16 protein-coding genes are annotated in these 26,837 nt (G+C 71.4%); 3 read left to right on the forward strand and 13 right to left on the reverse strand.

The window, feature by feature from the left end; genetic code table 11:
* Positions 1-5: 5 nt before the first annotated feature.
* Positions 6-452, reverse strand: a complete 447-nt coding sequence (locus ACFYXK_RS08840; RefSeq protein WP_389410450.1) for a type II 3-dehydroquinate dehydratase — start codon at positions 450-452, stop codon at positions 6-8.
* Between the two features lie 465 nt (positions 453-917).
* On the opposite strand from ACFYXK_RS08840, the gene ACFYXK_RS08845 reads away from it, so the two are divergent.
* Positions 918-2,234: a LuxR C-terminal-related transcriptional regulator gene (locus tag ACFYXK_RS08845; RefSeq protein ID WP_389410451.1), complete on the forward strand. Its 1,317-nt coding sequence runs from the start codon at positions 918-920 to the stop codon at positions 2,232-2,234.
* 39 nt (positions 2,235-2,273) lie between these two features.
* Here the strand turns inward: ACFYXK_RS08845 and ACFYXK_RS08850 are convergent, their stop codons facing one another.
* Both ACFYXK_RS08850 and ACFYXK_RS08855 read right to left on the reverse strand, forming a co-directional pair.
* The gene (locus ACFYXK_RS08850) at positions 2,274-3,134 is read right to left on the reverse strand and encodes a metallophosphoesterase family protein (RefSeq protein ID WP_389410452.1); all 861 of its coding nucleotides are present in this window, start codon (positions 3,132-3,134) and stop codon (positions 2,274-2,276) included.
* A 368-nt stretch (positions 3,135-3,502) separates the two neighbouring features.
* Complete coding sequence (locus tag ACFYXK_RS08855; RefSeq protein ID WP_389410453.1) at positions 3,503-4,282, reverse strand: thioesterase II family protein; 780 nt, start codon at positions 4,280-4,282, stop codon at positions 3,503-3,505.
* A 246-nt stretch (positions 4,283-4,528) separates the two neighbouring features.
* On the opposite strand from ACFYXK_RS08855, the gene ACFYXK_RS08860 reads away from it, so the two are divergent.
* Positions 4,529-4,726, forward strand: a complete 198-nt coding sequence (locus ACFYXK_RS08860; protein ID WP_389410454.1) for a ferredoxin — start codon at positions 4,529-4,531, stop codon at positions 4,724-4,726.
* 231 nt (positions 4,727-4,957) lie between these two features.
* On the forward strand, positions 4,958-6,598 hold the full coding sequence (locus ACFYXK_RS08865) for a bifunctional 3-(3-hydroxy-phenyl)propionate/3-hydroxycinnamic acid hydroxylase (RefSeq protein WP_389410455.1): 1,641 nt from the start codon (positions 4,958-4,960) through the stop codon (positions 6,596-6,598).
* Between the two features lie 13 nt (positions 6,599-6,611).
* Here ACFYXK_RS08865 and ACFYXK_RS08870 read toward each other — a convergent pair whose 3' ends face one another.
* The 10 genes from ACFYXK_RS08870 to ACFYXK_RS08915 form a co-directional block, all read right to left on the reverse strand.
* Entirely contained in the window at positions 6,612-7,511 is a 900-nt protein-coding gene (locus tag ACFYXK_RS08870; protein WP_389410456.1) for an ROK family protein, read from the reverse strand.
* Between the two features lie 15 nt (positions 7,512-7,526).
* Positions 7,527-8,192, reverse strand: coding sequence for an HAD-IA family hydrolase (locus tag ACFYXK_RS08875; protein WP_389410457.1), 666 nt, complete (start codon positions 8,190-8,192; stop codon positions 7,527-7,529).
* Between the two features lie 98 nt (positions 8,193-8,290).
* Positions 8,291-9,373: a Gfo/Idh/MocA family protein gene (locus tag ACFYXK_RS08880; RefSeq protein WP_389410458.1), complete on the reverse strand. Its 1,083-nt coding sequence runs from the start codon at positions 9,371-9,373 to the stop codon at positions 8,291-8,293.
* Positions 9,370-10,530: a 3-amino-5-hydroxybenzoate synthase gene (rifK, locus tag ACFYXK_RS08885; RefSeq protein ID WP_389410459.1), complete on the reverse strand. Its 1,161-nt coding sequence runs from the start codon at positions 10,528-10,530 to the stop codon at positions 9,370-9,372. The genes ACFYXK_RS08880 and rifK overlap by 4 nt, the downstream gene beginning before the upstream one ends.
* A gap of 231 nt (positions 10,531-10,761) precedes the next feature.
* Positions 10,762-11,580 carry a shikimate dehydrogenase family protein gene (locus tag ACFYXK_RS08890; RefSeq protein ID WP_389410460.1) on the reverse strand — a complete coding sequence of 273 codons (819 nt, stop codon included), beginning with the start codon at positions 11,578-11,580 and terminating at the stop codon, positions 10,762-10,764.
* Entirely contained in the window at positions 11,577-12,887 is a 1,311-nt protein-coding gene (locus ACFYXK_RS08895; RefSeq protein ID WP_389410461.1) for a 3-deoxy-7-phosphoheptulonate synthase, read from the reverse strand. Before ACFYXK_RS08895 ends, ACFYXK_RS08890 begins: the two co-directional genes overlap by 4 nt.
* Positions 12,884-13,957 (reverse strand): 3-dehydroquinate synthase family protein, encoded by a 1,074-nt coding sequence (locus tag ACFYXK_RS08900; protein WP_389410462.1) that lies wholly within the window; start codon positions 13,955-13,957, stop codon positions 12,884-12,886. The genes ACFYXK_RS08895 and ACFYXK_RS08900 overlap by 4 nt, the downstream gene beginning before the upstream one ends.
* A 7-nt stretch (positions 13,958-13,964) precedes the next feature.
* Positions 13,965-15,308, reverse strand: a complete 1,344-nt coding sequence (locus tag ACFYXK_RS08905; protein WP_389410463.1) for an NAD(P)/FAD-dependent oxidoreductase — start codon at positions 15,306-15,308, stop codon at positions 13,965-13,967.
* Positions 15,309-15,387: 79 nt separating this feature from the next.
* Entirely contained in the window at positions 15,388-16,221 is an 834-nt protein-coding gene (locus tag ACFYXK_RS08910) for an arylamine N-acetyltransferase (protein WP_389410464.1), read from the reverse strand.
* Positions 16,179-26,831, reverse strand: a complete 10,653-nt coding sequence (locus tag ACFYXK_RS08915) for a type I polyketide synthase (protein WP_389410465.1) — start codon at positions 26,829-26,831, stop codon at positions 16,179-16,181. The genes ACFYXK_RS08910 and ACFYXK_RS08915 overlap by 43 nt, the downstream gene beginning before the upstream one ends.
* Between the last annotated feature and the right edge of the window lie 6 nt (positions 26,832-26,837).

The following is a 26,837-nucleotide window of genomic DNA, read 5'->3' on the forward strand; positions in this document are numbered from 1 at the left end:
GACTGCTACGAGGGCTCGGCCTCGCACAGGTGCATCAGCGCCTGGGCGGCCAGGCGATAGCCGAAAGCGCCCAGGCCGACGACGACACCGCTCGCCAGCGGGGCGATCACCGACTCGTGCCGGAACTGTTCGCGGGCCCATACGTTGCTGAGGTGCACCTCGATCCACGGCGGTGAATAGCTCGCCAGCGCGTCACGCAGACTCCATCCGGCAATCATCAGGGCGCCGGGATTGACGATTGCCCCGACCGTGGTGCCGGAATAGCGGTGAATGGCGCCGACGAGGTCGCCTTCCGAATCGTGCTGGACGGAGCGAACCTCCCAGCCCTTGACGCTCACTTCCCGGGCGACCGCCGCTTCGATGTCGGCGAGCGTATCCGTGCCGTATATCTCCGGCTCGCGTCGCCCCAGAATGCCCAGGTTGGGACCGTTCAAGAGAAGAACGACACTCAAGGGACACCTCGCTGTTCATTCCACCGGAGAGTTCCGGAACACCTCCATCCTGTCGGCGCCCTTCCCGGTGCGCCATCATCAGAATTGATAGTCCCGTCGGGTGCCCCGGGTGATCGTCGTCTGGCGGGTGGTGCTTCCACCCGGCGGCGGGCGGGCCGGGCCTGGCCGAGGGCCGCGGCAAGAGAACCGCTGGGGACCCGCTCGACACCGCGCGCGCCCGGCTCGAGGGCGATCCGCCGGGCTGCGGACGCGAGAGCCCGTGGTGGGCGGTGGCCTGCCCGTCCGGCCGGGCCACCCGGCCCTCGCGAACCGAACTTCGCCCTTCCGGCATCGGTCTTGACCTGCACTTGAGCCCGGCTGGAGCACTCCGGCCCCCGGGAGCCCGGTGCTGAATCATGACGGGCACGTCCACCGCCACCACTCGGACGAAGCGGCGCGACTGATGATCCGATGACAGGAGATGTGATGCTCGACTCTCTGATTCGCCTGCAGACGCCCCCGGTTTTTTCCGTCATGCGCACCTGCGACGGCAACTCTTGCAAGACGGTCAGGTTGTCCGAGCTCTCGTTTTCCGCCTGGTCGCGCGGGGAACTCGTCGAGGCGATCCGCTTGGCGGCCGTGGCCGCCCGGATCAACCCCGAATGCGCGGGCAATTGCGTGGGGCCGGCGATGGTCTGGCATTCCGTACTGCTCGTCCGGGTCCGCGAGCTTGCATCCGGGGCGCGTGTACTCGTCGGCGTGGAGGAGCTGACGGCCCGCGCTGCAGGAACCGGCGGACTCGTGGCGGCTGCGCTGATCTGTTCGGCAGAACTCGCGTTCACCCGAGGAGATGTCGACGCGGCTGCCGATCTGGCGGGCCGGGGCGTTCACAGCGCGCAGCAGGCCGACCTCAACTCCCTGCTTCCCGACGCGCACACCATGCTGGCGCTGAGCGCTCTGCGGCAGGGCAACATGAGCGTCAGCCTGGACTTCGTCGATCAGCTGCGGCAGGACGCCCTTCTCGGCCGGACGGTCGACAGGCCCGGTCAGTGCGCCTGGGCCGCGGCCCAGTTCCTGGAAGTCCAGGGTGGCGCGAAGACCGCTGCTCATCTCATCGCGGGCATCATCACGGACGACCAGCTCATCCTGGAGCTGCTGGCCTCGGAGCCGGCCGCTGCCGCCTGGCTCGTCCGGACCGCGCGCAAGCTCGGCGACGAATCACTCGCCGAGCGGGTGGCCTGCGAGGCTTCCGGGCTCGCCGCGCGCAACCGCGGGCTCCGGTCGATAGAAGCGGCGGCGGTACACGCCGACGGGCTGCTGGAGGAGAATCCCGAACGGGTCATCGCTGCGGCCGAATCGCATCTGGACCCGTGGGCCGGTGCCTCCGCCTACGAGGACGCCGGGACCCTCCTCTCCGAACGGGACCAGGAGCGGGATCGGGCCGTCGAGATCCTCGAGCGGGCGGTGGACGGGTACGCGCGTTCCGCGGCCCCGCGGGACGCCCGCAGGGTCGTGAGCAAGCTCCGCTCGCTCGGTGTGCGACGCGGCCGCTATCCGCAGTACGCCGGCCAGGAGGGTGTGAGCGCCGGCTCTCTCACCGTCACCGAGGCCGCGGTGGCCGAGTTGGTGAGCCAGGGGTTCACCAACTCCCAGGTCGGCGAGCACCTGTTCATCTCCGGTCACACCGTGGCGTTCCATCTGAAGAAGATCTTCCGCAAGATGAACGTGGCTTCCCGTGTGGAACTGACGCGGACGTGGAGCCGCATTTCGAGTCCGGCTCCTGAGCTCGCACAGGTCGGCTGACGTCCGTCGGGTGATCACCCGGTCACCCCCGTCACCCGGTCACCCGGCCTCCACGGGCAGGATCCGGCGCAGCCTTCCCGGCGGGCCCGGGCGCGTGCGCCACTCGCGGGGATATCCCACGGACACCTCTTCGAAGCGGACGCCCTCGTGGTAGGTGGTCCGCGGGATGTGGAGATGGCCGTAGACCATGGCGGCCACGTTGAACCTGCGGTGCCAGTCGGCGGTCAGCCGGGTGCCGCACCACATGGCGAACTCCGGGTACCACAGGACGTCCGTCGGGTGCCGGTCGAGCGGGTAGTGGTTGACGAGGACGGTGGGCAGGCCGTCGGGGAGTTCGGCGAGCCTGCGCTCGGTCTCGGCCACCCGGGCCCGGCACCAGGCCTCGCGGCTCGGGTAGGGGTCGGGGTGCAGGACGTACTCGTCGTTGCAGATGACTCCGGTGCTGTGCGCGTAGGCCAGCCCCTCCTCCTTGGTGGTGCAGTCCGCCGGCAGGAAGGAGTAGTCGTACAGCAGGAACAGCGGCGCCACGGCCACGGGGCCGTCCGGCCCCTCCCAGATCGGGTAGGGGTCCTCGGGCGTGGTGACGCCCAGTTCGCGGCACAGCTCGACCAGGTGCTCGTACCGGGCGACGCCGCGCAGGGTGAGGGTGTCGCTCGGGTGGGTCCACAGCTCGTGGTTGCCGGGGACCCAGACGACCTTGCGGAAACGGCTCGCGAGGGTCTTCAGGCACCAGCGGATGTCGGCCACGTTCTCCGACACGTCCCCGGCGACCAGCAGCCAGTCGTCCTCCGAGCCGGGTGTCATCCGCTCGACCAGGGCGCGGTTCTCGGCGTAGTTGAGGTGGAGGTCGCTGATGGCAAGCAACTGCCCCTTGCCCGTACCGCCGGCCTTCCCGGTCATCCCTCGTTCCCTTCCGTGCACACGACGGGTGCCAGGAGGGACCTCTGCGCCTGCTTCGCGCACGCAGCTGTCCGCGAGGGGGCGCAGGCCGCGTGCTGCGGCGAACTGGAAGTCATGCTTCTCTCCTCCTGGCACTCGTCGAGTGCCATCGTGCAGGCCCTCCGCTCGAGGGCGACGACGAATCCTCGGACGGTGGCGGGTGGTTGCGACGCCAGGTCGCACGGCTTGCCCGCGCCCCTACCCAACTCCGTCTCGGCGTTCTCTTCAACCCTGGCCATGGCGGCGCGCAGGACGGGCGGCGCCATGAGCGAGGTCACGATCACGCCGGAGGCGAGCGTCAGTTGTCCGATGTCGCGGTGGACCCGGGCTCAGGGCCTGCCGGGCGTCAGGACGCTCTGGCGGACCAGTCGCTCCTTCAGCAGTCCGATCACGTCTTCGCTCTGATCGGCGAGGAAGAAGTGGCCTCCCGGGAACACCCGGAGCTCCATCGGCCCGGTGGTGTGCGCGTCCCAGGACGCCGCTTCGTCGATCGAGACCCGGGGGTCGCTGTCTCCGGTGAGCACGGTCACCGGGCAGTCCAGCTTCCGTCCGGGTTCGTACCGGTACGTCTCGACGGCACGGTAGTCGCTGCGGATGGCCGGCATGATCATTTCCAGCAGCTCCGGGTCGGCCAGCATGGCCGAGTCGGTTCCGCTCAGCTTGCGCAGCTCGGCCACCATCTGGGCGTCCGACCCCAGGTGGACCACGTCGTCGCGGTAGCGGGAGGGGGCCCGCCTGCCGGACGCGAAGAACCGCACGGGCGAGGGGAGGCCTGCGTCCTGCATGCGCAGCGCGAGCTCGTAGGCGAGAACGGCTCCCATGCTGTGCCCGAACAACGCCATGGGCAGATCGTCGAGGTGGCGCACGGCCGCGAAGATCTGATCCGCCATGTCGGGGATGCTCGGGATGTTCGGCTCGTGGCGTCGGTCCTGCCGCCCCGGGTACTGGATCGCCAGAACCTCCACCGCAGGCGCGAGCGCCTTGGACACGGGGAAGTAGAAGCTCGCCGATCCGCCTGCGTGCGGCAGGCATACGAGGCGGACTTCACTGTTCGGCGCCGGATGAGATCGGCGCACCCACTTGTCGAATTGATCCGCTGATTGAGGCACGGCAATAAATTCCTTTCAGGAATCACCCTTGGCACGCTGCCGCCCCACCGCGGATCGACCAGCGGCCGACGGTGGGAACCGTGCCGATCCCGGGATTTCTTTCTTCGTTCTGGAGGATAGGCCGAGCGCGTCCGGCCGGAACATCCCCCGATCTGATAGCTCATCCGAAAAATGATGCGCTCCGCTTCGAACGCATCCGGGCATGTGTCAGTCTGTGGCTTCCCGAACGTGCAGGAGGCAATCACCATGAAGATCATCGCGGACGTCGACAAGTGCATCGGTTCAGGTCAATGCGTGTTCACCGAGCCGGAAGTGTTCGACCAGAGCGAGGATGACGGCACGGTCGTCGTGCTGATCGAAGAGCCCGGGAGCGAACTCCTGGCGCAGAAGGCCCGTGAGGCGTCTTACGTCTGCCCGGGCCGGGCCATCTCGCTGGTGGAATGAGCCGGGCCGCCCCGGCCGGCACAGAAATCACCGGTTGAACATCCCTCGACCTGATAGGGTTTTCTGCTCCTTGACACGTATCGAAAAGCCGGAATACTATTCTGGCAATTTTCCGGCGTGGCGGAATTCAGCCCTTCAAACAGCGCGGACCTGTGAGGTCTTCCCCGACGCCGTTTTTCGAAGTGCGCGCTGATCTGCCCACAGCATGCGAGTAGGGGCACGATGCCAACCATGCGAACGCACGATACGTACGCGAATCCGACGGACACCGACGTCGTCATCGTGGGCAACGGGCCGATCGGTGCCGCGCTCTCGGTGCTGCTCGCCCAGCGCGGCTGGCGGGTGACCGTACTCGAGCGACGCGCCCGGCCGTACAAGCTCCCCCGGGCGACCAGCTTCGACGGGGAGACCGCGCGACTCCTGGCGGCCACCGGGATCGGCCCGGATCTGGGCCGGGTCACCGAGCCGGCCAACGGCTACCAGTGGCAGACCCCCTCCGGCGCGGCGCTGCTGGACATCGCGTTCACCACGGCCGGTCCCTACGGCTGGCCGGATGCCAACACGATGCACCAGCCGGCCCTGGAGGAGCTGATCGCCGCCAGAGCGGCGGCACTTCCCGGCATCACGGTGCTGCGCGGGCACGAGGTCGTGAAGATCGCCGACGGTGTGGACCGGGTGGAGGTGACGGCGGCCACCGACGACGACGCGACACGCGTCCTGTCCGCACGGTGGGTCGTGGGGTGCGACGGGGCCAACAGCTTCGTGCGCGACCACCTCGACGTCTCGGTGACGGACCTCGGGTTCTCCTACGAGTGGCTGCTCTGCGACGTCGAACTGCGCCAGCCGCGCGAGTTCACCCCGACCAACGTGCAGATCTGTGACCCGGCCAGGCCCACGACCGTGGTGGCCAGCGGCCCCGGGCGCCGGCGCTGGGAGTTCATGCGCCTGCCCGGCGAGAGCACCGCCGAACTCAACCGGGACGAGACGGCCTGGCGGCTGCTGGCACCGTTCGGCGTCACCCCCGACACGGCCACCCTGCTGCGCAGCACCACGTACATCTTCCAGGCCCGCTGGGCCGACCAGTGGCGCGTGGGCCGTGTCCTGCTGGCCGGAGACGCGGCCCATCTCATGCCGCCGTTCGCCGGGCAGGGCATGTGCTCCGGCATCCGGGACGTCGTCAACCTGGCATGGAAGCTGGACCTGACGCTCCGCGGCCTCGCGGACGAGTCCGTACTGGACAGCTACACGGAGGAACGCCGGGCGCAGGCCAAGGAGGCGATCCTGGCGTCGGTCCAGCTGGGCCGGGTGATCTGCGTGACGGACCCGGCGGCGGCCGCCGAGCGGGACGCCACGGTGCTGGCCAACCGGCGCGGCAAGCCGGCGGGGCGGCCGGAGCCGGCGAAGGCGCTCTCGGGCGGCCTGCTGCACCGGCGGCAGGGAGCCGAGGCGGCGACCGCGCCCGCGGGCGCCGTCGTACCGCAGGGACGAGTGGCGCGCGACGGCTCCGTCGGGCTGTTCGACGATGTCGTCGGCCGTGGTTTCGTCCTGCTGACCACCGACGATCCGCACACCCTGCTCGACGAGGAGCGGCTGTCGTTCCTCGCCGGTCTGGGAGCCCACGTGGTGCGGCTGCAGGCACCCGGAAGGGCATCCGACGCGCACGGCTCGGCCGATGTGATCGGTGTGGTGGACACGGACGAGGTCTACGGGCCGTATCTGGCACGGTTCGGGGCGACTTCGCTGCTCGTCCGTCCCGACTACCACGTCTTCGGTGCCGCGAGCGGCCCGGACGGCACCGCAGCGCTGGTCGACGACCTGCGGGACCGGTTGCGCGCCGCGGTGCCGGCCGGTGCACCGCACCGGGCCGGCTGACGGTCGTACGCGGTCAGGGCGCGGCCAGCCGGGCGAGCGCCACCGCGCCGCGCAACGAGGACAGGCCCCCCAGCGCTGCCGGCTCCACCGGCAGCGGGGGTTGGCCCGGGCGGGCCAGCTCGGCGAGGTGACCGGACACCAGTGCGACGAGCTCGGGGAGACCGGCCGCGAAGCCGCCGCCGATCAGGGCGAGCTCGGGGTGGACCAGTTCCTGGACGCCGGCCACCGCGGCGGCCAGGGCCCGGGAGGTCTCCTCGACCGCGGTGAGCGCCCACGGCGCCCCTTCGCGCAGCGCCCGCCGCAGCTCCTCGAAGGGGACGGGCGCTCCGCGCAGAAGGGCCGCGCGGCGAAGGGTGGCCGGTCCGGAGGCGAGCGCCTGGAGGCATCCCCGGCGGCCGCAGACGCACTGCGCACCGCCCATCGCGACGATCACGTGTCCGATCTCGAAGGAGCCGCGGCCGAGCCCGGGGCACAACGCCCCTTGCAGGACGAGGCCGCCGCCGACGCCGGTGCCCACCCCGAGGTAGAGCAGGTCGTCGCAGCCCGATGCCCGGGACTCCGCGAGCGCACCGAGGTCGCCGTCGTCCGCCCGGGCGACGGCCGCTTCGGGAAACAGCGCGCTCAGCGACGCGTCCAGGTCGAGCCCGTTCCACTCCGGCCGGCTGGGCCAAGCGGTGACCCGGCCGGCCGGGTCGACCGTGCCGGGCATCGCGACGCCCACCGCGCGCAGCGGTACGCCGAGTCTCGCCCGTAGTCGCTCCACGTGGTGGGCGAGTTGAGCGAGGTCCCGGTCGGCGCTGTGCCGCGGGTCCCACCGGAAGGCGGACTCGTCGACGCACTCCGCGCCGGCCTCCACCCGGAAGGCGACCTTGGTGCCCCCGATGTCCACACCGAGGTGATGTGCCTTCTCCATGCCCCGGGACGGCCCTCAGCCGCGGGGCACGGACGGGCAGAGCTCCAGCAGTTCAGCCGGGTGGTGCAGGACGGCGCCCGGCAGAGCGCCCAGCAGTGCGTCCTCGTCGTCCACCTCGGCCCACAGCGCGGCGGCCGAGGCCACACCGGCGCCGTGGGCGCTGGCGATGTCGGTCGGTGCGTCACCGATCATGATCGCCTCCTCGGCCGGCAGCCCCAGCAGCTTGAGGGCGCGCAGCACGATGTCCGGGGCGGGCTTCGGGTGGGCGACCTCGTCCGAGCCGATCACGTGGTCGAAGAAGGCGAGCAGGCCCAGCTGTTCGAGCAGGGACCGCGCCCGCGGCCCGCTCTTGCCGGTGGCCACCGCGAGCTTGTACCCGCGCGTCCGCAGGGTCAGCAGCAGCTCGGCCATGCCTTCGAAGACCGGCACCTGGTGCGCGAGCCGGTAGCTCTCGCGGACGAAGGGCTCCTCCATCTCCAGCGGAAGGCCCATGATCCGCATGATGTCCGGGAAGTAGCGCCCCTGGTGGCGCCGGTACTCCTCGAACGGCGCCTGGCCCTCTCCGACGACCTCCTTGTAGGCGACGGCGAAAGCCTCTTCCATCACGGCGAAGCTGTCGACGATGACCCCGTCCAGGTCGAAGATCACGGCGCGCCTGACCGACGGGCGCGTCTGCGTCACCGTCGCTGCTGTCCCTGCCATTGAAATTGTCACGTCATGCCATCCCGTACGTCTGCTCGTTGTCTTGGAACCGCGGTTCCACTGGTCTTCCGTGCCGTCTAGCGGTAGGCGGGCACGGCATTCCGGGCTCGCACGGAGCGGGCCGACGCGTAGAAGTCCTCGATGACGCGGACCGTCGTACGGGCCTCGCCGATGGCCTTGCCGCGGTTGCCGGGATCCCCCAGGGCTCCGGCGAGCCGGCACAGCTGGCGGCGGTACTCGTTGCCGATCGGCTCGTCCGGGACCGGAACCTGGGTGGTGGTGCCCTCACGGGTCAGTGTCAGCACCGACCGGGGCTGGCGGTTGGGGCTGAACCCGAAGGTGCACCTCAGCTCGGCGGTGCCCTCGCTGCCCACCAGCTGGATCTGGGACACGTCCCGTGCCTCGTGCGACGCCCAGCTGGCGTGCAGGGCGACGGAGACGCCGTCGTCGCGGACGAAGAAGCCCCGGGCGGTGTCCTCGACGTCACCGGCGGTGTCGGCGACGGGCTGGTCGTGCCGCCATGCCGCGCTCCAGGAGCCGACGTTGACGAAGTCGTTCGCCGTCACGCCGACGACCTCTGCGAAGCCGGAGGGACCGAGCAGGGAGGCGAGCGTGTCGAGCAGGTGCCATCCGAGGTCGAACAGCACGCCGCCGCCGGCCTTGCTGCGCTGGGTGAACCAACCGCCGGCCTTGGGGATCCCGCGCGCCCGGACCCAGGACAGGTCGACGTGCCGTATGTGGCCCAGGTCGGGCACCAGGGCCGCCAGGGCTCCCACATCGCTGCGGTAGGGGGCTGCACTTCCCGCCAGCAGCACGGCGCCGCCGCTGCGTTCGGCGGCTGCCAGCATGTCGGCCTCGGCGGAGGTCAGGCACACCGGCTTCTCGAGGAAGACGGAGATGCCCTTGCCGAGCAGCGCCGCGGCCACCTCGGCGTGCAGGAAGTTGGGTACGGCGACCACGGCGAGGTCGACCGAATCGGCGGTGAGCGCGTCCACCGTCGCATGGACGGGAATGCCCGGCACCACGCCGAACGCCTCGCGCGCCGCCGGTTCGGTGTCGGCGACGGCCACCACTTCGAAGTCGCCGTGCTCGCTCAGCAGGGGGAGCCACAGCTCCCGACCCGCCCAGCCGAGCCCGACGATGGCGACCCGGACGCTCATACCGTGCTCACAGCGTCGGCGATGATCGCGGCCGTGAGGTGCATGTCCTCTTCGGAGGCGAGCAGCGTGCGGTGGTGCAGCCAGATGCAGTCCTGGCTGATGGCCTCGGAGTTGGGGCAGCGCTCGGCGAGCTCGTCCGGGGTGGCGTCGGGTGCGCCGATCTCCCAGAAGGCGTCGGTGCGGTAGATCGCGCGGAAACCGGCGAACGCCGGCAGGCCGGCCTCCACGAGCCGGTCGACGAGGGCGTTGCGGCCCTCCTCGCCGATGCCGGGCACCCGGAACATCGCCATGTAGTGCGAGGGGACGTCGGTGCGCTCGTCGGCGCGCTGGGGGACCACTCCGTCGATCGCCTCGAGCAGGCCGGACAGCACGGCCCAGCGCTCGTGACGCGTGGCGATCTGCCCGTCCAGACGGCGCAGCTGCGCCCGCAGCACCGACGCCGAGAACTCGTTGAGCCGCAGGTTGGATCCGGCGATCGCGTGCATGTACCGGCGGTCGGTCCGGGGCCGTCCGCAGCTGTGCCGCAGGAACGCGGTCTCGTACAGCTCCGAGTCCGGGAACAGTACGGCGCCGCCCTCGCCGGCGGTCATCAGCTTGCCGTTCTGGAAGCTGAACGCGGCGACCGAGCCGAGCTCGCCGACGCGCTTGCCCTGCCAGCGGGCACCGTGGGCGTGCGCGGCGTCCTGGAGCAGCGGGACGCCCGTATTGGCGGAGAGCTTGGCCAGTGCGTCCATGTCGGCGAGGAATCCGGCCATGTGCACCGGCATGATCGCGCGGGTCCGCGAGGTCACGGCGGCGGCCGCCGCGTCCACGTCGATGTTGTACGTGTGCTCGTCGACGTCCACCGGGACGGCGACCGCGCCGAGTCGCTGCGCCGCCTGGGAGGACGAGATGAAGGTGAAGGCCGGCACGATGACCTCGGAGCCCGGACCGACGCCCATGACCTGCAGGGCGAGTTCGAGTGCGTGGGTTCCGTTCGTGACCGCCAGGGCGTGGGCGGCGCCGTGGTGCTCCGCGAACTCCTGCTCGAAGGAGTCGACTTCGCTTCCGCCCATCCGCCACCACTGGCCCTGTTCGAGTGCGCGGATGAGGCCTTCGCGCTCGCTCTCGTCGTACTGCGGCCACTGCGGGAATTCCGGCGCCTGTCGCACGTTCATGTTTCTCCAAGGAATGGATCTGACTCGACGCGAGGTGCGAAGTGGGCGGGGCACTGTGCTGCTACGGAGGAAGACGCGCGCACACGAGCAGTCGCCGTCGAGATCGCGGAAGAGGCGCACACTCCGCCCCGTGCAGCGTCATGTGCAGTCAGAAATAGGCTGAATTACAAGTCCAAAATAGAGCTCCGCCTGCGACACCGCATCCCTAGATTCGGTAGTCGCGCCGCGAGTTCAGTGCAAGTCGAAGAAGATTCGATAGGAATTCAGTTGCCCCTCGAGCATGTGAATGCCGTGATGGACGGGGTGGCCCAGTGCGGCCGCTTCCCGAAGGAGCCGCGTCTCACGGGGTTTCATGACGATGTCGGCCACCACGCTGTCCGGCGGCAGGCAGTCCAGGGGGAACGGAAGCGGATCGTCCGCACGCATTCCGAGGGGTGTGGCGTTCACCGCGATCTCGATGCCGGTGTCGCGCAGCTGCGGTCCGCTCAAGGCGCGTACCCGGCCCGGCCAGTACGCGCCGAGGCGGGTGACGAGCGCGCCGAGCTTCGCGGTGTCCGTGTCGTACACGGACAACCGGTCGACACCGGCCGTCAGCAGCGCCGCGGCGACGGCGCTGCCCGCGCCCCCCGCGCCGACGAGCGCCACCCGTCGGCCGTGGGGGTCGTGCCCGGCCCCGACGAGACCCGCCACGAAGCCGGAGCCGTCGAAGTTCTCCGCGAGCCAGCTGCCGTCGGCCTCGCGTCGCAGCACGTTCGCGCTGCCGACGATGTCCACGGTCGGGCCGCAGCGGTCGGCCAGCCGGCGAACGGCGACCTTGTGGGGCACCGTGACGAACATGCCGTCGAGGTTCTCCACGCGCTGCAGGCCGCGCACGATCTGCTCGAGGTGCTCCGGCCGGGCGTGCACCGGAACGAGCACCGCGTCCATGCGCAGGCGCGCGAAGAGCGGGTTCATCAGCCCGGGTGCCTGGACCTGGGCGATGGGATCCCCCAGCACGGCGTAGAGCCGGGTGGTGCCTTTGATGGGCGTACCCGTCGGACGGCCGGTCATCGCAGCACCGTTTCGAATGCGGCGACACCGGCCGGCTCCGGGACGGAGAATGCGAGTTCCATCGACTGCTCGGCGTTGAGTCGGGGATCACAGGCCGTGTGATATCGGGCCGGCAGATCGGCTTCCGTTGTTCCGCAGGCGCCGCCGAGGCATTCCGTGACGTCGTCACCCGTCGCCTCGATGTGAATTCCGCCGGGGTGGGTGCCCAGCCGTCGGTGGACTTCGAAGAATCCGGCTATCTCGTCGATGATGTGACTGAGGTGGCGTGTCTTGTATCCGTTGGCCGACGTGTACGTATTGCCGTGCATCGGATCGCACTGCCAGATCACCTGGTGGCCGGAGGCGGTGACCTTCTCGACGATCGGCGGCAGGACGTCACGGACCTGCCCGTGCCCCATGCGGCTGACCAGTGTCAGGCGCCCGGGTTCACGGTGCGGGTCGAGCCGCCGTACGTACGCGGCGGCCGTCTCCGGGCTCGTGCCCGGACCGATCTTGAGGCCGATCGGGTTGGACAGCAGTTCCGCGAACGCGATGTGCGCGCCGTCGAGCTGGCGGGTGCGCTCGCCGATCCACAGGAAGTGCCCCAGCCCACTGGCCAGTCGGGGCTCGGGCCCACTGGTGTCGACCCGCAGCGAGGACTGCTCGTAGTCGAGCAGGAGTGCCTCGTGACTGACGTAGATGTCGTTGTCGCCGTCACCGTCGCCGTGAGCGCTGCCGCTGCTGTCGCTGAACGTGCGCACCAGGGCCGTCGCGCGGGCGGCGTCGGCGTGGGCCCGCAGCATCCGGTAGGGATCGGGCGTCCGGGCCGCGAGCGTGGGCTCGACGGAGTTGACCATGTCTCCGCGGTAGACGGGCAGCCCCAGTGCGTCGACGGCCTGGGACCGGGGCTTGGCGTACTGGCCGGCCATGCGGGCGACCTTGACGACGGGCAGTCCGGTGCGGCGTGCGAGCACGGCGGCCATGTCCACGAGGATCCACAGATTGGCGCGCACATGGGCTTCGGTGTTCGCGGCGAAGGTTTCGGCGCAGTCGCCGCCCTGGAGCAGGAACGCCTCGCCGCGCGCGACCGCGGCGAGCCGGCTGCGCAGCCGTGCCGTCTCCGCCGGCGTCACGATCGGCTCGGCGCGGCGCAGCAGCGCCACCGCATCCCTCGCCTGTTCCGGGTCCCCCCAGATCGGCTGCTGCGCGGCCGGCTTGGCCAGCGCCGCCGCCAGCTTGTCGAACAGCAGGCGGTCCGCCGGACCGCCGCCGGCGCCGGCGCCGGCCGCTGCGTCGAGATCGGCCGGCCACTGAGTTGCACGTGTCATTTCTGAGCCGCATCGGTCGTGGAGGCTTCGAGCGCGCCGCCGCCGACGAGATCGGCCATGCGTGCTCGGGGCATCCGGTCCAGGACGCGCGCGACCACCTCGTGCGGTACGTCGCTCACCAGCTCCGCGCCGTTCGGGCCGTCCAGGACGAACGAGAGTCCGTTCATCGCCTTCTTGTCGTGGCGCATCAGATCCATGAGGGCCGCGGACTCGGCTTCCACGGGCAGGGCGGTGGGGAGACCGTAGTACCGGACGACCTCCTCGTGCTCCTCCACCCGCGCCTGATCGATCCGGCCCAGGGCTCCGGCGAGCCGCCCCGCGAAGACCGTTCCGATCGCCACCCCCTCGCCGTGGCGCAGCGCGAAGTCGGTCGCCTTCTCCAGCGCATGGCCCAGCGTGTGGCCGTAGTTGAGCGTGTGCCGCAGTCCGGCGTCCCGCTCGTCCCTCTCCACGATGCCGGCCTTGAGGCGCACACTGGCGGTGATCTGCTCCTCCAGGGACAGCCCGCGCAGGTCCGGCGCGCCGATGAAGTGGCAGCGGGCGATCTCGCCGAGACCGTTCAGCAGCTCCCGCCGGGGCAGGGTCGACAGGTAGTCCGTGTCGCACAGCACCGCGCTGGGCTGCCAGTACGCGCCGACCAGGTTCTTGCCGGCCGGCAGGTTCACCGCCGTCTTGCCGCCGACGCTGGCGTCCACCTGGGCGAGCAGTGTCGTGGGCAGGTGCACCACGGGCACGCCCCGGTGGTAGAGCGCGGCCGCCAGCCCGACCACGTCGGTGGTCGTGCCGCCGCCGCAGGAGACGACGACGTCGGACCGGGTGAGCCCGAACCGCACGAACTCACCGCACAGCGCCTCCACCGTGGTGAGGGTCTTGTCCTGCTCGCCGTCCCGGGCCGGCAGCAGCAGGGTCTCCACACCGGTGTCCGGCACCCATTCCTCCGGGCGGGCCGATACGACGACGGCCCGTCCGGCGCCCAGCCGTCGGACGACCTCGGCGAGCGACGTACGCACTCCCGGGCCGATGAGTACGTCGTACGAATGATCTCTGAGGCGCAGAGGAATGGAAGCCATGACGTCCCTACCGACCCGCCGTCGCCCTGCGGACGCGCGCCTCGGACCGCTCCTTGCGGTCGGCCTCGTCCAGCTCGGGGTAGACCGGGCAGCCGAAGACGCGCCGGAACGGCTCGAACGTGTCCCACTCCGTCCGCTTGCGCATCTCCTGGGCGACCGAGTTGTGCTCGCTCCAGAAGTCGCCGCCGATCAGCCGGACGAGGTACCTCTCCAGGGTGTCCCGGTCCGTGGAGCGCGCGGCGTCGGCGGCCATGGCCACCAGCTCGCCGTCGTAGTAGGCGTGGATGAGCCGGATGTACGTGTCGTAGCCGGTCTTGAAGAAGCTCGCGTACTTGTCGATCAGGTGGTCCTCCTGCGACGGATCCTTCAGCGCCGCCCCGATCGTCTCGGCGGCGCGGACGGCCGTGGTCGTCGCCACCAGCACGCCGCCGGAGAACATCGGGTCGCCGAAGCAGCCGGCGTCTCCGACCATGACCCAGCCCGGCCCGGTGACGGTGTCCGAGTGGTAGCAGTAGTCGGTCTCGACCTTGAGGTCCGTGGTGGGACGGGTTCCGGTCAGGCGGGCAGTGATCCGCGGGATCCTGGCGACGTGCTCCTCGAACGCCTTCTCCGGCGTCGACGCGCGCAGCGCATCGCGCGGCATGACCGTGCCCACACTGATGTCCTCGGTGGACAGCGGGATCGCCCAGACCCAGCCGTCGTCGTGGGCACCGACCTGGATGTCGCCCTCGACGCCGAGGTTGTTGCTCTCGTCGAGTCCGGTGTAGTGCCGGAACACGGCCACCATGCGGAGCTTCTCGAGCGTCTTGCGCAGCCCGAAGCGGTTGGCGATCCGGCCGGCCCGGCCGCTCGCGTCGATCACGTAGGACGAGCGCACCTCGTGACTCTGGCCCTCGCGCTCGTAGCGGACGCCGACCATGCGGTCGCCGTCCATGAGCAGCTCGTTCACGTTCGCGCCGAAGAGGACCTTCGCCCCGGCCTCGGCGGCCTGCTCGGTGAGCATCTTGTCGAACCTGGCGCGCTCGACCTGGAACGCGCGGGGGAACCGGCCTTCACCCTGCTTGGTGAAGTCGGCGCGGAAGACGCCCTCGAAGAACTTCTTCTCGGTCGGGTCGATGAACTCGCCGCCGAACTTGGGGACATAGCCCTGGGCCTCGACCGTCTCGCGCAGGCCGATCTGGTCGAACAGGCCCATCATGTAGGGGAGCAGGGACTCGCCTATGTGGAACCGGGGGAACTCGTCCCGCTCCAGCAGCACGACGGAGTGCCCCTGCTTGGCGAGCACCAGGGCGCTGACCGCGCCGGCCGGCCCTCCACCGATCACAACCACGTCAGCGGTGTCGTTCGTCATCACATTCCCCTTCTGATTCCAACTCGTGCATGTTTCACCCGCGATGAATTGCCATACGGGGGTGGTGGGTGGTGCGAATTCAGCCGAGCTCACCGGACAGGACGCGGGTGATCAGGGTCCGGTGCTCGTCGTCGTCCGTGATCGTGCGGGCCTGCTCACGGCCGTCACGGACCGTCAGGTAGCGTCGCCCCTTCAGTACGGCCTGGCCGTTCTCGAAACTCCGGCCGCACAGGATTTCCTGTCCGTCATTCGACCGCGGCTGGGAAAGGATGTCCCGGAGGAGGTCCTCCATTTCCTTCCAGTCGGTCCACTGCCGGGATTCCCTCGTGAAGGTGTAGACGACACTCCACCGGGTGACCGCTCCGCGGCGTTGCAGGGCGATCTCGGATCCGCTCTCGACCAGCCGGTACTGGCACCCGTACTGGGTCTGCACCGCGTCGGAGATCAGCAACGGCTCGATGAAGGAAGGGCCGGGGTAACCGACGTCCACCAGCCATTCTTCGCCGTCCAGGGCGACACGGCTGAACATGTGCTCGACGTCGAGCCCGAACGCGTCCTGGCCTTCCGCGGTCTTCGCCGCCATCAGCGTGACGTCGTAGCCCAGCTCACGCAGGAGCCGGAAGAAGAGCCGGTTCAGCTGGAAGCACGTGCCGCCCCGGCCGCCCACGATCGTCGTCTCGAACGTGGCGTCCTCGTCGATGTCGACGAGGTTCACTCCGTCGCGGTATTCCTCGGTGACTCCGTTGTACGGAATCGTCATGAGGTGATTCTTGTGCAGCTTTCGCAGCGTCGCGAGGTCCACACCGGTTTCTCCGCCGCAGCCGATCCGCTGCAGATATTTGTCCGCGTCGAACATATCATCACCCTCTTTCAGACGGAGATCGCTACTGGATTCGCGGCCTGTTCGCCGCACGTCAGCTCGTGCAGGTATGCGGCGAGCATTCCCGGCGTCGGATAGTCGAAGACGAGGTTGGGAGAGAGCTTCGTTTCGGTGATGTTGCGGAGCCGGTTGCGCAGCTCGATGGCGGTGAGGGAGTCGAAGCCGATCTCGAAGAGCCCCTGGTCCGCTTCGAAGTGGTACGTCGCGCTGTAGCCCAGCACCGCGGCCACCTGGGCGCGCACGAGGTCGAGCAGGACCTTCTTCTGCTCGGCGGCGGTCAGTGGGGCCAGCCGGTCGTACAGCTTGCGGCCCTCGTCGGCGGTGTCCGCCGCGTGCGCCTGCTGCCGGCCCGCCCGGACCAGGCTGCGCAGCATGTGCGGGACGCCGCCCCCGGCCGCCGAGCCGGCGCGGACACCGCGCAGGTCCAGCTTGGCCGGGACCAGCAGAGCCTGGCCGGACCCGACGGCGGCATCGAACAGTTCCATGCCCTCCGCCGGGGTCATCGCCTGCAGACCGCCACGCCGGTTCAGGCGCGCCTTGACGATGTCGTCGGTGTCCGCGGCCATGCCGGAGGTCTGGTCCCACAGGCCCCAGGCCAGCGACAGACCCGGCAGGCCCGCCGCCCTGCGGCCGGAGATCAGTCCGTCCAGGTAGGCGTTCGCCGCCGCGTAACTGCCACTGCCCGCGCCCATGAAGACGGCCGAGACGGAGGAGTAGACGATGAACGCGTCGAGGTCCAGGCCCCGCGTCAGCTCATCCATGTGCCGTACCGCGTCCACCTTCGGCGCGAACACCCGCGCCAGCCGCTCCGGGGTCAGCGTTCCGATCACCCCGTCGTCCGTCACGCCTGCGGTGTGCACGACACCGGTCAGGCGGTGCTCGGCCGGAACCGAAGCCAGCAGGGCCTCGACCTGGCCACGGTCGGACACGTCACACGCCACCACCGAGACGGCAGCGCCCTGCTCGGTGAGTTCGGCGACCAGCTCCTGCACGCCTTCGGCCTCCGGGCCTCGGCGGCTGGCCAGCAGCAGGTGCCGTACGCCGTGGCGGGAGACCAGATGGCGGGCCACCAGGCCGCCCAGGGACCCGGCGCCGGAGACCAGGACGGTTCCCTCCGGCCCGAAGACGGCGGGAGCGTCCGCATCGTGACCGGTGGTACGGGCGAGCCGGGGCACGAAGAGGGTTCCTCCGCGCACCGCGATCTGCGGCTCCCCGCAGGCCAGTACCGCACCCAGTACCGGCTCCGCGCCCTCATCGGCAGCGGGGTCGGTGTCGACCAGGATGATCCGGTCGGGGTTCTCGCCCTGGGCGGCACGCACCAGGCCCCACACCGCGGCGCCCGCGGGGTCGGTCACCGCGCCGTCGCCGGCGGGCACCGCACCCCGGGTCACGACCAGCAGCCGCGACTCCTCCAGCCCGGACCCGGCCAGCCAGCACTGCAACACGTCCAGCACCCGGGTGGCCAGACCCAGCACCGCATCCTCACCCTCGGCGCCCTCGGTACCGCCGGTGACGGCTTCCAGGACTGCCAGCGCCGGTGCGGCGGCCTCGCCCGACAGCACGTCGTAGGCCAGGGTCGCCACCTGTTCCGCGGTGTCGACCGGCAGCCACGACGGCTCCGCCCCCTGGGCGTGGGGCAGTTCGTTCCACTCCACCCGGAACAGCGAGTCGGTGCGCGCCGTGCCCGCCGCGCTCTCCAGCTGCTCGGCGGAGACCGCCCGGGACACCAGCGAGTCCATCGTCACCACCAGGCGGCCTGCCTCGTCGGCCGCCTCCAGCGACAGGGCGTCGCGCTCGGGCTGTGCGAGGCGCACGCGCAGCACCGAGGCGCCGGCCGCGTGCAGTGCCAGCCCGTTCCACGCGAACGGCAGACGCAGTTCCTGCCCGTCGGTCTCCCGTTCGGCGTCGCCGTCGGCCGACCTCGGCTCCGCCGCGGCGTTGAGCAGCGGCGAGTGCAGGGCCGCGTCGAGCAGCGCGGGGTGGATGCCGAACCTGCCGGCGTCCTTGCGCTGGTCCTCGGGCAGGGCGACCTCGGCGAAGAGTTCCTCACCGCGCCGCCACACCGCCCGTACGGCCTGGAACGTCGGGCCGTACCCGTATCCCACCTCGGCGATCAGGTCGTAGCCGCCGGTGATGTCCACCGGCTGTGCGCCGAGCGGCGGCCAGGCGGCGAAGTCGAACCCGGTGCCGCCGCCACCCGGCTGGACGGTGGCGGACAGCATGCCGGTGGCTTGCCGCGTCCACGCGCCGTCGCCGGCGGCGTCCTCGCGCTGGGAGTACACCTCCACGGTCCGCGAGCCGGTCTCACCCGGTCCGCCGACGGCGACCTGTACGCGGACTCCGCCGTGGTCGGGCACCACGAGCGGCGCCTCGATCACCAGCTCTTCCAGCACCACGCATCCGGCCTCGTCGCCGGCCCGTACGGCCAGCTCCACCAGACCGGTGCCGGGCACGATGACCACACCGTCCACGGCGTGGTCGGCCAGCCAGGCGTGCGACTTCAGCGAGAGCCGCGAGCTGAACACCAGACCGTCGGACTGCGGCAAGTGCATCACCGCACCCAGCAGCGGGTGATCGACTCCGGCGAGTCCCAGCGACGCCGCGTCGGTGGACGACTCGGTGGCCTGGATCCAGTAGTGCTGGTGGTCGAAGGCGTAGGTCGGCAGGGCCAGTCGTGCGGACGCGGCCCGGGCGGGCAGGAGACTGCTCCAGTCCACGGCCACACCCCGTACGAACAGCTCGGCCATCGAGGCGAACAGGCGGCGCAGACCGCCGTCCTCGCGGCGCAGCGAACCGGTCACCACCACGTTGGCTTCGGTGGTGTCGACGGTCTCGGTGATCGGCTGGACCAGCACCGGATGGGCACTGACCTCGACGAACACCCCATGGCCCTGACCGAGCAGATCGGCCACGGCCGGACCGAAGCCCACCTGGCCCCGCAGATTGCGGTACCAGTAGTCGCCGTCGAGCACTTCGGCGTCCGACACCCACGTGCCGGTCACCGTGGAATAGAACGGCACCGTCGGGGCCTGGGCGCCGACGCCTGCCAGCGTGGCGGCGAGCGTGTCGCGGATGGCCTCCACGTGCCGGGTGTGCGAGGCGTAGTCCACCGCGATCCGACGTGTCCGGACGCCTTCGGCGGACAGCGCTTCGAGGGCCTCGCCCAGTGCCTCGGCGTCACCCGCGATCACGACGGAGGTCGGCCCGTTGACCGCAGCCACCTCGACCCGGTCGGCCCACGGCTCCAACCAGGCAACGGCGTCGTTCCCGCTCAGCGCGACCGAAGCCATACCGCCGCGGCCGGCCAAGTCCTTGGCGATGGCCTGGCTGCGCAGCGCCACCACGCGCGCCGCATCCTCCAGGGACAGCGCACCCGCCACGCAGGCGGCGGCGATCTCGCCCTGGGAGTGACCCAGCACCGCGTCGGGCTTGACCCCGACCGAAGCCCAGACGGCAGCCAGGCCGACCATCACGGCGAAGCTGGCCGGCTGGAGGACGTCGACCCGGTCCAGGAGCTCGGGCTCCGCCTCACCGCGCAGCACCTCGAGCAGCGACCAGTCGACCCACGGCTGGAGTGCGGCAGCGCACTGCTCGATCCGCTCCGCGAACACGGGCGAGGATTCGAGGAGTTCGCGTCCCATGCCCGCCCACTGCGAGCCCTGGCCCGGGAAGACCCACACGACCTTGCCCGGGGTGGCCGAGCCGGTGCTGCCGATCACGACACCGGCCGTGCTCTCGCCCCGCGCCAGTGCCTGCAGACCGGCCAGCGCCTCGTCTGCGGAGTCGGCGACAACGACCGCGCGCTCACCGAAGACCGCGCGGTCCGACAGCAGTGCCCCGGCCACGTCCGCCGTCGACACCCCGTCGGCGCCCTCGACGAAGGCCGCCAGCCGCCCGGCCTGACCCGCGAGCGAACCGGCACTCCGCGCCGACACCACCAACGGCACCACACCGGCGGGCGCCGACGGCTCCTGCGTCTCTTCCGAGACGGGCTGCGCCACTTCGGCGGGCGGCTCCTCCAGGATCAGGTGCGCGTTCGTCCCGCTGATACCGAACGAGGACACGCCGGCCCGGCGCGGGTGACCGTTCTGCGGCCACTCCCTCGCCTCGGTCAGCAGCTCGACGGCGCCCTCGGACCAGTCCACCTGACGCGTGGGCGCATCCACGTGCAGGGTGGGGGGCATGACCCCGTGGCGCAGCGCCTGCACCATCTTGATCACACTGGCCACGCCCGCAGCCGCCTGCGTGTGACCGATGTTCGACTTCAAGGAGCCCAGCCACAGCGGCTGCTGCGCGTCCCGGCCCTTGCCGTACGTGGCCAGGAGCGCCTGCGCCTCGATCGGGTCACCCAGAGCCGTACCCGTGCCGTGCCCCTCGACGACGTCCACATCGGACGGGGCGAGCCCGGCACTGGCCAGGGCCTTGCGGATCACCCGCTGCTGCGAGGGACCGTTCGGCGCGGTCAGACCGTTCGACGCACCGTCCTGGTTCACGGCGCTGCCGCGCAGTACGGCCAGCACCCGGTGCCCGCGCTCCCGCGCCACCGACAGCCGCTCCAGCACGACGAGGCCCACGCCTTCGGCCCAGCCCGTGCCGTCCGCGCCGTCCGCGAACGCCTTGCACCGGCCGTCCCCGGCCAGGCCGCGCTGCCGGGAGAACTCCACGAAGGAGACGGGCGTCGCCATCACGGTCGCACCGCCCGCCAGTGCCATGGAGCACTCGCCCTGGCGCAGCGCCTGCGCAGCCAGGTGCATCGCCACCAGGGACGACGAGCAGGCCGTGTCCACCGTGACCGCCGGGCCCTCGAAGCCGAACACGTACGACACGCGGCCCGACGCCACGCTGGCAGCCGTACCCGTGCTCGCGAAGCCCTCCAGTTCCGGCGCGACCACGCCGGCCCCGTAGCCCTGGCTGGACACGCCGGAGAACACACCGACGTCGGTGCCCTTCAGCGAGAGCGGGTCGATGCCAACGCCCTCGAGCGCCTCCCAGGAGGTCTCCAGCAGCAGTCGCTGCTGCGGGTCCATGGCGAGGGCCTCACGCGGCGAGATCCCGAAGAACCCGGGGTCGAAGAGCCCGGCCCCGCGTACGAATCCACCCTGGCTGGTGTACGAGGTACCCGCGCTGTCGGGGTCCGGGTCGAACAGGCCGTCCAGGTCCCAGCCCCGGTCGTCGGGGAAGGACGACATGCCCTCACGGCCCTCGTGGACCAGCCGCCACAGGTCCTCGGGACCCTCCACACCGCCCGGCAGCCGGCACGCCATCCCGACGATCGCGATCGCCTCGTCGGGATCCGCGGCGACGGCCACGGCCGAGGCGGGGGTGGTACCGGCCTCTGCGTCACCGAACTCCTCGCGGAGGTAGCGGGCGAGGGCCAGCGGGGTCGGGTAGTCGAAGACCAGCGTGGCCGGAAGCTTCAGGCCGGTCGCCTCACGCACCCGGTTGCGCAGCTCGACCGAGGTCAGCGAGTCGAAGCCGGCGTCCTTGAAGGCCATCTCCGGCCGGACGCTGCCCGGACCGCTGTGCCCGAGCACGACCGCCGCCTGAGCACGGACCACCTCGAGGAGCAGGGCCTCCTGCTCCGCCGCGGCGAGTCCGGCCAGTCGGCGGGCCAGGCCGCCGTCCCCGGTGGATCCGGCGCGCGCCTGCTGTCGGCCCGCGCGGACCAGGCCGCGCAGCAGGTGCGGGACGCCGCCCCCGGCCGCCGCGCCGGCACGCGCCCCTCGCAGGTCGAGCTTGATCGGCACCAGCAGTGCCTGTCCGGACACCACGGCGGCGTCGAACAGCTCCATACCCTCCACGGCGGATATCGCCAGCGCACCGCCGCGGCTCATGCGCGCCTGGTCGACGCTGCTGAGGTCGGCCGTCATGCCGGTGGTCTGCTCCCACAGGCCCCAGGCCAGCGACAGACCCGGCGCACCTGCCGCCCGGCGGTTGGCCATCAGCCCGTCCAGGAAGGCGTTCGCCGCCGCGTAGTTGCCCTGGCCTGCCGAGCCGAACACGCCCGAGGCGGACGAGAACACCACGAACGCGTCGAGGTCCAGGCCGCGGGTCAGTTCGTCGAGGTGCCGCACCGCGTCCACCTTCGGCGCGAACACCCCGGCCAGGCGCTGCGGGGTCAACGCCCCGATCACACCGTCGTCCAGCACGCCGGCGGTGTGCACCACACCGGACAGCCGGTGCTCGGCCGGCACCGAAGCCAGCAGGGCCTCGACCTGGCCGCGGTCGGACACATCGACAGCCACCACCGAGACGGCGGCACCCTGCTCGGTGAGTTCGGCGACCAGCTGTTCCACTCCGTCGGCGGCCGGGCCGCGGCGGCTGGCCAGCAGCAGGTGCCGCACCCCGTGCCGGGAGACCAGGTGCCGGGCCACCAGGGCGCCCAGCGACCCGGTGCCACCCGTGACCAGGACGGTTCCCTCGGGCCGGAACACCGCGGGAACGTCCGGGACTTGAGCGTTGGTACGGGCGAGCCGGGGGGCGAAGAGGGCGGTGCCGCGGACCGCGGCCTGCGGCTCGCCGCCGGCCAGCACCGCGCCCAGCACGGCTCCCGCTCCGTCGCCGGAGGCCGGGTCGGTGTCGATCAGTACGATCCGGTCGGGGTTCTCGACCTGGGCGACACGCACCAGACCCCACACCGCGGCGCCCGCGGGGTCGGTCACCGCGCCGTCGCCGGCGGGAACCGCACCCCGGGTCACGACCACCAGCCGCGACTCCTCCAGCCCCGTACCGGCCAGCCACGCCTGTACGACCTCCAGCACCCGGGAGGTCAGAGCCAGCACCGCACCCTCACCGGAACCACCGACCGCCTCCAAGACGGCCACCGCCGGGACCTCTGCGCCGCCGGCCAGAGCCGTCACGTCATCGGCGGTGGCCACCGGCACGGATGCGGGCGCACCCTCCGTCCCCTGAGCCGCGGGCAGTTCGGTCCACTCCACCTGGAACAGCGCGTTGGCGACCGCCGTGTCCGCAGCGGCACCCAACTGCTCTGCGGACACCGGACGCGACACCAGCGAGTCCAACGTCACCACGAGGCCGCCGGTCTCGTCCGCCGCCTGCAGCGACACGGCGCCGGGTCCGCCGGGCACCAGTCGCACCCGCAGCACCGAGGCACCCGCGGCGTGCAGCGCGAGCCCGTTCCATGCGAACGGCAGCACCGCCTCTGCGGTCTCCTCGGCCGGCGCGCCCGCCGGGGCGCTGAACATCCCGGTGTGCAGGGCCGCGTCGAGCAGCGCCGGGTGGATGCCGAACCTGTCGGCGTCCTTGCTCTGCTCCTCGGGCAGGGCGACCTCGGCGAAGAGTTCCTCGCCGCGCCGCCACACCGCCCGCAGGCCCTGGAACGCCGGCCCGTAGCCGTAGCCGCGCTCGACCAGGTCGCCGTAGAACTCGCCGGGGACCACGTCCACCGGCTGCGCGCCGGGCGGCGGCCAGGCGGCGAAGTCGAACTCCGTCCCGCGGGCGGCCGGCGATGCCGACAGGAGGCCGGCGGCGTGCCGCGTCCACACGTCCGCGCCGCCGTCGCCGGCGGCGTCCTCGCGCTGGGAGTACACCTCCACCGTGCGCGAGCCGTTCTCACCCGGTGCGCCGACCGCGACCTGAACCCGTACGCCGCCCTGCTCGGGCACCACCAGCGGCGCCTCGATCACCAGCTCTTCCAGCAGTCCGCACCCGGCCTCGTCACCGGCCCGAACGGCCAGCTCCACCAGCCCGGTGCCCGGGACGAGTACGACACCGCTCACCGCGTGATCGGCCAGCCAGGGGTGCGTACGCAGCGAGAGCCGCGAGGTGAAGACCAGGCCGTCGGACTGCGGCAGCTGCACCACCGCGCCCAGCAGCGGGTGATCGGCCGCTGCCTGTCCGAGCGACGTCGCGTCCGTCGCCGATCCGGAGTCCTTCAGCCAGTAGTGCTGGTGCTCGAAGGCGTACGTGGGCAGCTCCACCCGCCCGGGCTTCACCGTCCGCCCCAGCACACGGCTCCAGTCCACGGCCACACCGCGGACGAACAGCTCGGCCACCGACGTCAGCAGGGTCTGCTCTTCCGGGCGGCCGTCGCGCAGGGCCGCGACGCACGCCACCTCGGCCGCCGCGGCGCTGGCCGTCTCCTCGACCAGGCCGGTCAGGGCCGCGCCCGGGCCCATCTCCACGAACAGCGTGCCGCCGTACTCCACCGCGGCCGCGATCCCCTGGGCGAACCGCACCGGCCGCCGTACGTGCCCGGCCCAGTACTGCGGGTCGGCGAGCTCATCGGGCTCGGCCAGCCGCCCGGTCACGTTCGAGACCACCGGGATCACCGGCGGCTGCCACTCGATCTCGGCCAGCTCTGCGGCGAACTCGGCCAGCATCGGCTCCATCCGCAGGGAGTGGAACGCGTGCGACACCGCCAGCCGCTTCGTCTTGCGTCCCTGCGCCCGCAACCGGTCGGCTGCTGCGAGGACCGCGTCCTCCTCACCGGAGAGCACCACGGAGGACGGGCCGTTGACCGCCGCGACCTCCACGCCCTCGCCCAGCAGCCCGGCGACCTCCTCCTCGGTGGCGGCCACGGCGACCATCGCCCCGCCCGGCGGCAGGGCCTGCATCAGCCGGCCGCGGGCCGCGACCACGCGCGCGGCGTCCTGGAGCGACAGCGCCCCCGCCGCATACGCGGCGGTGATCTCGCCGACGGAATGCCCGATCACGACGTCCGGACGCACGCCCCAGGACTCCACGAGCCGGAACAGAGCGCTCTCGACCGCGAACAGCCCGGCCTGCGTGAACACCGTCTGGTCCAGAAGTGCGGCGCTGCCCGGCACGTTGCCGAGAACCACATCCCGTACGGGATGGTCGACCCACCCGGCCAGACGCGCGTCCAGCTGTTCGCAGGCCTCGTCCAGCGCCTGCGCGAACAGCGGGTGGCGGGCGTACAGCTCCCGGCCCATCCCGACCCGCTGCGAGCCCTGGCCCGGGAACACCCACACGGTCTTGCCCGGCGCCGAAGCGGCACGGCCGACCACGGCTCCGGCCGCGTCCTCCCCCCGAGACAGCGCTTCGAGCCGGGTCAGCGCCTCCTCGGCGGAGTCGGCCACCACGACCGCACGGTCACCGAAGACCGCACGGTCCGACACCAGCGCCCCGGCCACCGACGCGAGCGACGCTCCGCCGGCACCGGACTCCAGATACGAGGCCAGCCGCCCGGCCTGGCCCGAAAGCGACTCGGCGCTGCGCGCCGACACCACCAGCGGCACCGCACCGGCAGGCTGCGCCTCTTCCGTGCCGGGCTCCGCCTCTTCCTGCGGCGCCTCCTCGAGGATCAGGTGGGCGTTCGTGCCGCTGATGCCGAACGAGGACACACCGGCCCGGCGGGTGCGGCCGGTCTGCGGCCACTCACGGGCCTCGGTCAGCAGCTCGACCGCGCCCGCCGTCCAGTCCACCTCGGTCGAAGGCTTCTGCACGTGCAAGGTGGGGGGCATGACGCCGTGGCGCAGCGCCTGCACCATCTTGATCACGCTGGCCACGCCGGCGGCGGCCTGTGTGTGACCGATGTTCGACTTCAGCGAGCCGAGCCACAGCGGCTGTTCCGGGTCGCGGCCCTGGCCGTAGGTGGCCAGCAGCGCCTGCGCCTCGATCGGGTCGCCCAGGGCCGTTCCGGTCCCGTGCCCCTCGACGACGTCCACGTCCGCCGAGACCAGCCCGGCGCTCGCCAGGGCCTTGCGGATCACCCGCTGCTGCGAGGGACCGTTCGGCGCGGTCAGGCCGTTCGACGCACCGTCCTGGTTGACCGCGCTGGCGCGCAGCACCGCAAGCACCCGGTGGCCGCGCTCGCGCGCCACCGACAGCCGCTCCAGCACCACCACACCGGCGCCCTCGGCGAGCCCCATGCCGTTGGCGCCGTCCGCGTACGCCTTGCACCGGCCGTCCGTGGCCATGCCCCGCTGCCGGGAGAACGCGACGAAGGTGCCGGGCGTCGACATCACCATCGCGCCGCCGGCCAGCGCCACCGAGCACTCGCCCTGGCGCAGCGCCTGCGCGGCCAGGTGCATCGCCACCAGCGACGAGGAACACGCCGTGTCCACCGTGACCGCCGGGCCTTCGAACCCGAACACGTACGACACACGGCCGGACGCCACGCTCGGCGCCACGCCCGTGCCCGTGAAACTCTCCAGCTCCGGTGCGATCGCACCGGCACCGGACCCGTAGCCCTGGCTGCACACGCCGGAGAACACGCCGACGTCGGTGCCCTTCAGCGAGACCGGGTCGATCCCGGCACCCTCCAAGGCCTCCCAGGAGGTCTCCAGCAGGAGCCGCTGCTGCGGGTCCATGGCGAGGGCCTCACGCGGCGAGATCCCGAAGAACCCCGCGTCGAACTGGCCCGCCCCGTGCAGGAATCCGCCCTGGTCGGTGTACGACGTACCCGCGTGGTCAGGGTCCGGGTCGAACAGGCCGTCCAGGTCCCAGCCCCGGTCCTCGGGGAACCCGGAGACGGCGTCCCGGCCCTCGGACACCAACTGCCACAAGTCCTCCGGCCCCGCGACACCACCCGGCAAGCGGCACGCCATGCCCACGATGGCGATCGGCTCGTCAGCGTGGCTCGAGCCCTGCTTCTTCAGGTTGTGCAACTCGGTCGTGACGCGCTTCAGGTACTTGAGGAGTTTTTCGTCCGTGGCCATTCTTTA

The organism is Streptomyces sp. NPDC002209 (assembly GCF_042890265.1).
GTDB lineage: Bacteria > Actinomycetota > Actinomycetes > Streptomycetales > Streptomycetaceae > Streptomyces.